Raw genomic sequence first — 6,499 nt, forward strand, 5'->3', positions numbered from 1 at the left:
CGCGGCGGACCGAACAGCATCTCCTCCTCGCGGCCGAAGACGTAGCGCACCGGCCGCCCGGTGAGCATCGCGCCGAGAATCGCGAGCGGCTCGGTCAGAGTATCGACCTTACCGCCGAATCCGCCGCCGACCGTGCCGCCGATGAAATGAAAGGTGTTGGACGGCACATCGAGAATTTTTGCGCAAGTGTCGACCGAGAAGAACAGCGCCTGCGTCGAGGTGTAGACGACATAACGGCCGTTGGTGTCCGGGGCTGCGATCGCGCCATTGGTCTCGGTCGGCGCATGCTCGATCGGCGACATCTGGTAGCGCTGTTCGAGCACGTGATCGGCGTCCGCAAGCCCGCGCTCGACATCGCCGAAGCGCAGTTTTTGGTGATCGTAGACCTCGTGATAGGTGAAGGTGTTTTTTGGATAAATCTCGTTGACCACGGGCGCGCCGGGCTTCAGCGCGTCTTCGACATCGAACACGGTCGGCAGCGGCTCGTAATCGACACGAATTTTCGCCATCGCCTCATGCGCCGCGCGCGGTGTTTCGGCGACGACAGCGACGATCGGCTCGCCCTTGTAGCGCACCTTGTCGACGGCCAGCGAGGGCTCATCGTCCTTACCAAAGTTGATCAGGCTGAGCAGCGTGTTGAGATTGCGCGGCACGTCAGCGCCGCGGATGATGCGGCGGACGCCCTCCGAGCGCTCCGCTTCCGATGTATCGATGCGGCGCAGCCGCGCATGGGCGTGCGCCGAGCGCAGCACCTTCAGATGCAGCAGGCCCTGCAGCTTGTGGTCGTCGAAATAGGTCGACGTCCCCGTGACGTGCCCGAGCATGTCCTGCCGCTGCGTGCCCTTGCCAACTTCCTTCAGGTTGTCATCACGCTCGTCGGCAAAAATTTCCTTGCGCAGTTCCAGCATGGTTGTCGTCCTCTAGGCGCGGGCGCGCAGCCCCGTAGCCGCGGCGAGCACGGCGTTGATGATCGGCTCGTAACCGGTGCAGCGGCAGATGTTGCCGGAGATCGCCTCGACCACTTCATCCCGGCTCGGCTGCGGATTGCGATCAAGCAGCGCTTTTGCCGCCATCAGCATGCCCGGCGTGCAGTAGCCGCACTGGGCCGCAAAGTGCTCGGCGAAGGCGCGCTGCAGCGGATGCAGGTTCGGCCCGTCCTTGATGCCGTCGAGTGTCTCGATGTGGCGACCACCGACCGTCTCGGCCAGGGTCAGGCAGGAGAGATGCGCCTCGCCATCGATCAGCACGGTGCAGGCGCCGCAGCCGCCCTGCCCGCAGCCGAATTTTGGCGTCATGTCACCAATCATTTCCCGCAACACGACGAGGAGATTGGTGCCGCCATCAACGAACAGCGCGACATCTCTGCCATTGTGCCGGAACTGCAGGGGCGTCTTGGCCATAATGCCGTTACTCCTGACCCGAAAGCAGCCGTCGCAGATGCACGCCGATTACCTCGCGGCGATACCAGGCGCTGGCGATCGCGGTGTCGGAGGGCGAAGCGCCCTCGGCCGCGACCGCGGCCGCAGCAGCGATCGACGCGGCATCGAGTGCGCGTCCCTCAAGGGCGCGCTCGGCCGCCCTGGCGCGCATCGGCGCCGGTCCCATCGAGCCCAGCGCGATCCGCGCGCCAGTGATGCGGCCGCTGCTGGCCGCCAGATTCGCCGCCAGCGTGATGACCGAACCGCCCTTCGGCCTGATCCTCGCCACCTTGCGATAGCGGAATGCATCGGCCGAGGACGGCCGCTGGCACGAAATCGCGAGCACCAGCGCCCCGCTCTGCCGGTCGCGCGATTGCAAAAACTCCTCGATCGGAATGTCGCGTGCGCCGAGGCCGCCCTGCACGGACACGATCGCATCCAGCGCCAGCAGCGCGACGGTGAAATCGCCGAACGGATTTTGCGCGAACAGATTGCCACCGACCGTGCCCATGTTGCGCACCGCGGGGCCGCCGATCGCGCGCGCCGGCGCATGGAGAAATGCGAGCTCACGCTCGGCCAGGATGCGGGCGAAGGTCACGCCGGCCCCGATCACGACGCGTGCGCTGGACACATCGATCCGGTTCAGCGCGCGGTCGGTGGCGCGAACGACCGTCGAAATCGATATATCGCCTTCGTTGAGCGCGCGCATGACCAGCGTGCCCCCACCGAGATAGCGCGCGGCGCGGTCAGCCGACAGCGCGGTCGCCGCCTCCGCCGCGGTTGCAAAAGTCTTCACCGTGACAGGCATGATCGCGCCTCCGCCGTGACAGAACGGTCCAGGCCCGGCAAGAGGTCGTCCTCCCCGCGAAAGCGGGGATCCAGTAAACACCGGTGGCTACTGGATGCCCCGCCTGCGCGCAGCATGACGGTGAAACGCGGCACGACGGCATGCGATCGCCTCGTCATGCAGCCTCCTTCAGATGTTTTCGGATCGCCTCGAAGCCGGCCTGATAGATGTCGTCCGCTACCATCTTCGTCAGTGCGACGGCATCCTGCGGCTTTGTCGTGAAACGAGATTCCCAATGCCAAAACGTGCGGTCGCCGTCGGTCACCGGCAACAGCCGGACATGGGCGACGTAATTGAACATCGGGATCGGCGTATCGAGCAGGTAATAGCTAAACGTCTGTTCGAGATCGGACAGCGCCAGCAGCTGCTCGCGCAGCTCCGAGCCATCCTTGAGACGAAAGCGGCGGACGCAGCCGATCTTGTCGGAAGCTTGCGCGCGCTCGATGGTCGAGGTGGCGACGGCTGGATGCCAGTGGTCGTGACCATTGAAATCGCGCAGCACGTTCCACACCGTCATGGTCGGTGCATCGATGATCGTGCTCCTCACGATATGCGGCACCGCTATCCTCCGAAAGCGCGCTTGAGGGCATCAAAACCGCCCTGGAACACGCCGCCACCGATATTGGTGACGAGTTCGCCCTCGCGTTCGGGTGCGCAATCGAACTCGGCCGTCCATTCGACAAAGGTGTGATCGCCGTCGGTCACCGGGGTCAGCCGCAACGTCGCGACGTAGTTCTCGACCCCCATCGGCGATTCCAGGATCGAATAGGTGCAGAACATGTCGTAGTCGGACAGTCCCAGCAATTTTTCGCGGAACCGCTCGCCGTTGCGCAGCCGGAAATCGCGTACGCAGCCGATCTTGTCCGCCGGCTCACCGCCCTCGATCCGGCTCTCCGCGATCGCCGGATGCCAGTTCGGCAGGCCGTTGAAATCGCGCACGCGCTGCCACACCCGATCGTTGCGCGCGTTGACGACAGTCGAGACATAGACCCTGGCCATGATCTGATCTCAGCCCTTCTTCTTCGATCCGTCACCGCCGCCTTGCGGCGGCTCGGATTTGGCCTCGCGATCCTTGCGCGCGGAATCCTTGATGCCCTGCATGTCGCGGGCCTCCCGGATGAGGCCGGGCATCTTGGCGAGACTGCCGCCTTCGACGCCGATGTCGGAGAGGATGGAATCGATCAGCGGCGCCTGCACCCGGTAGCGCAGCGCCGAGTCGATCACTTCGTCGGTTGCGCTGCGCCCGCCATTGAGCCCGCCGCCGTTGCCGTTGAGGCCATCGACCTGAAGGATGCGGATGCCCTCGATCTTCTCCATTGGCTTGACGCTCTCGCGCACAATGCCCTCGATACGGTCGAGCAGTTTTCTGCGGAACAGCGAGTAGCGCGCCTGGTCGGTCAGCACGTTCTCCGCCTCGTTGAGCAGCCGCTGCGCCTCGGCCTCGACGGCGGCGCGGACGCGCTCGGCCTCCGCCGCGATACGGGTCTCCTCGGCCTGCTTCTCGGCAATGAGCACCTCAACGGTCTTGCGCCGGCGCGCGATCTCGCTCTCGCGCGCGGTGACGACGCGCTCGGCCGCCTCGGTCGCGCGCACCCTCGCCTCTTCCGCCGCGACCTTGGCCGCGGACTCCTCCAGCGATTTTTCGTAGAGGGTGATCGCCTTGTCCAAGAGCGCCGTCTCGACCTCCTTCTCGCGATTGACCTCGAGCTTGCGCAGGTCGCGCTCGCGGCCGATGCGGGCCTCGTCGAGGCCGCGGTCGGAGGCGATGCGGGCGCGCTCGACCTCCTCGCGCGAGGCGATCTCGGCCTCCTGCAGCGCCTGCACCCGCCCGACCTCGAGCTGCTCGATGGCGCGGCGCCGCGCCAGCCGCGCGGCCTCCAGCGTCTGCTCGCGCGTGACATCGGCGGTCTCGACCAGCTTGCGCGCCGTGATCTCCGCTTCTTTGACCTGCCGGTCGGCATCGATCCGCTCGGAGCGTTTTGCAGCGAGCTCGATGACGCGCGTCTCGTCGGCGAGTTCGATCGCCTTCTTCTGGTCGATGTTGAGCACCTCGCGGGTTCTCGACGAAGCGATCCGCTCGGCCTCCAGCGCGAGATCGACCTCGATCCGGCGCCGCTCGACGGCCTCACGCCGGCGCAATTCGGCCGCCTCGATCGCCTCGGTGCGGTCGATCTCCAGCCCGCGCGTCTCCTTGTCGGCGCGGATGCGCTTTTCCGCGACCGCCTGCTCCTGGGCGATGCGGGCGGCTTCGATCGCTTCTCGCGAGGTGATGTCGGCCTCCTCCACGGTACGATGCCGAGCGATTTCGAGTGCGCGGACGCGCTCCTCCTGGGCGATGCGGCTCGCCTCGGTCGCCTCGCGCGCGGTGATGCCGGCGATCTCGATCGCCTGGTTGCGCTCGATCTCCAGGCGGCGGGTGGCGTGGTCGGCGCTGATGCGCTCGGCCGACAGCGCCTGCTCGCGCGCGATCCGCGCGGCTTCGACGGCCTTCTGTGCCGCGATCTCCGCCTCCTGGATGGTACGGACCTGCGCGATCTCCAACGCGCGGGTGCGCTCGTCGGAGGCGATCCGCTCCGCATTGACTGTCGTGGTCTGGGCGATGCGGGCCGTCTCGGTCGCTTCCCGGGCTGCGATCTCGGCCTGTTCGACCGCGCGCGTCCGCTCGATCTCGCGCCGTCGCGTCTCCTCCTCGTTGGCGATGCGCGCGTCGGTCACGGTGCGGTCCTGCTGGATGCGCGCCTTCTCCACCGCCTCGCGGGCCAAGATCTCGGCCTCCTCGACCGTGCGCGTGCGCTCGATGTCGCGCTGGCGCACCTCGCGCTCGCTGGCGATGCGCGCAGTGTCGATGGCGCGCTGGTTGGCGATCCTGGCCTTCTCGATCTCCTCGCGCGCCAGCAGCTCGCGTTCCTCGACCGCGCGGGTCCGCTCGATCTCGGTCTGCCGGATCTCCCGCTCCGAGGCGATCCGTGCCGCGGCGATCGCCTGCTCGTTGGCGATCCGCGCCTTCTCGATCGCCTCGCGGGCGGTAATCTGCGCCTGCTCGGCCTCGGTCTCGCGCAGCGCGCGCTCGCGCGCCACTTCGGTGCGTTGCAGCGCCCGGCGCATTTCGATGTCGCGCTCCTGCTCCAGTCGCGCGGTCTCGCTTTCGCGCTCGATCTCCAGGGCCTGCCGCTCGGCATCGAGGTTTCGCGTGCGGATCTTGATCATCGAGTCCTGCTCGATGTCGTTGCGCAGCTTGCGCTTGGCCTCGATGTCCTCCATCAGCCGGGTGAGACCTTCGGCATCGAACCGGTTCGACGGGTTGAAAAATTCGAGGTCGGTCTGGTCGAGGTCGGTGATTGCGACAGATTCCAGTTCGAGACCGTTCTGGGCCAGCGCTTCGGTGGCGGCCGCCTTGACCCTGACGACATAGTCGCCGCGCTGCTCGTGCATCTGCTCCATGGTCATTTCCGCCGCCACCGAACGGAGCGCCGAGACGAACTTGCCCGACAGTAGCGCGTGGAGTTGCTCGGGCTCCAGGGTGCGGCGTCCAAGCGTTGCGGCTGCGATCGACACGGCCTCCCGTGTCGGCTGCACCCGGACATAGAAATCGGCCTCGATGTCGACGCGCATACGGTCGCGCGTGATCACCGCGTCCTGCCTCGCGCGCACGATGCCCATCGGCAGCACGTTCATGTTGACCGGGGTGTAGTCGTGGATGAAGGGCAGCACGAAGGCGCCGCCGTTGATCACGACCCGCTCGCCGAGGAAGCCGGTGCGCACGAAGGACACTTCCTTGGAGGAGCGGTGGTAGAGCCAGTTCACGATGTAGACGCCGATCACGATCGCGACGATCGCGACGATCAGCCAAAGGATCAACTCGCCAATCAGAACCCCTGACATGTCAACCTCCTCTGATCATGCGCGCTGTCGCGCGCCGATCGACTTGAATTTTCGAACCTGCTCGGTCAGCGCGCGCTCCACCGGAAGCCGTTCCATCGAGGACGCGCCGTAAAAACCATGGCAGTTGCTGGTGTGCTGCATGATGAAGTCCGCGTCGGCCGGCTCCGCGATCGGGCCGCCATGGGCGAGCACGAGAATGTCCGGGTTGACGCTCAGCGCCGCCGCCGCCCAGATGTCGATCATCTGCGGACACTCCTGGAGTTTTGGCGCGGTCTGCGCGCCGATCGAGCCTCCCGTGGTGAGGCCGAGATGGCAGACGATGATGTCGGCGCCCGCGATCGCCATCGCCGTG

General features: G+C 66.4%; 7 protein-coding genes. All 7 read right to left on the reverse strand.

The annotated features are described in order from the left end of the window. A partial coding sequence (locus JOZ76_RS03625; protein ID WP_291697258.1) for a xanthine dehydrogenase family protein molybdopterin-binding subunit occupies positions 1-908 on the reverse strand: 908 nt, incomplete at its 3' end. Between the two features lie 12 nt (positions 909-920). Then, a complete protein-coding gene (locus tag JOZ76_RS03630) occupies positions 921-1,400 on the reverse strand; it encodes a (2Fe-2S)-binding protein (protein ID WP_291697259.1) in 480 nt (159 codons plus the stop codon). Between the two features lie 7 nt (positions 1,401-1,407). Continuing rightward, complete coding sequence (locus JOZ76_RS03635; protein WP_291697260.1) at positions 1,408-2,226, reverse strand: FAD binding domain-containing protein; 819 nt, start codon at positions 2,224-2,226, stop codon at positions 1,408-1,410. Positions 2,227-2,380: 154 nt separating this feature from the next. Continuing rightward, complete coding sequence (locus JOZ76_RS03640; RefSeq protein WP_291697261.1) at positions 2,381-2,824, reverse strand: SRPBCC family protein; 444 nt, start codon at positions 2,822-2,824, stop codon at positions 2,381-2,383. Between the two features lie 2 nt (positions 2,825-2,826). After that, positions 2,827-3,264 (reverse strand): SRPBCC family protein, encoded by a 438-nt coding sequence (locus JOZ76_RS03645; protein WP_291697262.1) that lies wholly within the window; start codon positions 3,262-3,264, stop codon positions 2,827-2,829. A gap of 9 nt (positions 3,265-3,273) precedes the next feature. Next, entirely contained in the window at positions 3,274-6,147 is a 2,874-nt protein-coding gene (locus tag JOZ76_RS03650; RefSeq protein WP_291697263.1) for a flotillin family protein, read from the reverse strand. A 15-nt stretch (positions 6,148-6,162) separates the two neighbouring features. Next, positions 6,163-6,499: phosphoenolpyruvate hydrolase family protein (locus tag JOZ76_RS03655; RefSeq protein WP_291697264.1), on the reverse strand; the 337-nt coding region annotated here is incomplete at its 5' end.

The organism is Bradyrhizobium sp., assembly GCF_019244115.1.
Lineage (GTDB): Bacteria > Pseudomonadota > Alphaproteobacteria > Rhizobiales > Xanthobacteraceae > Bradyrhizobium.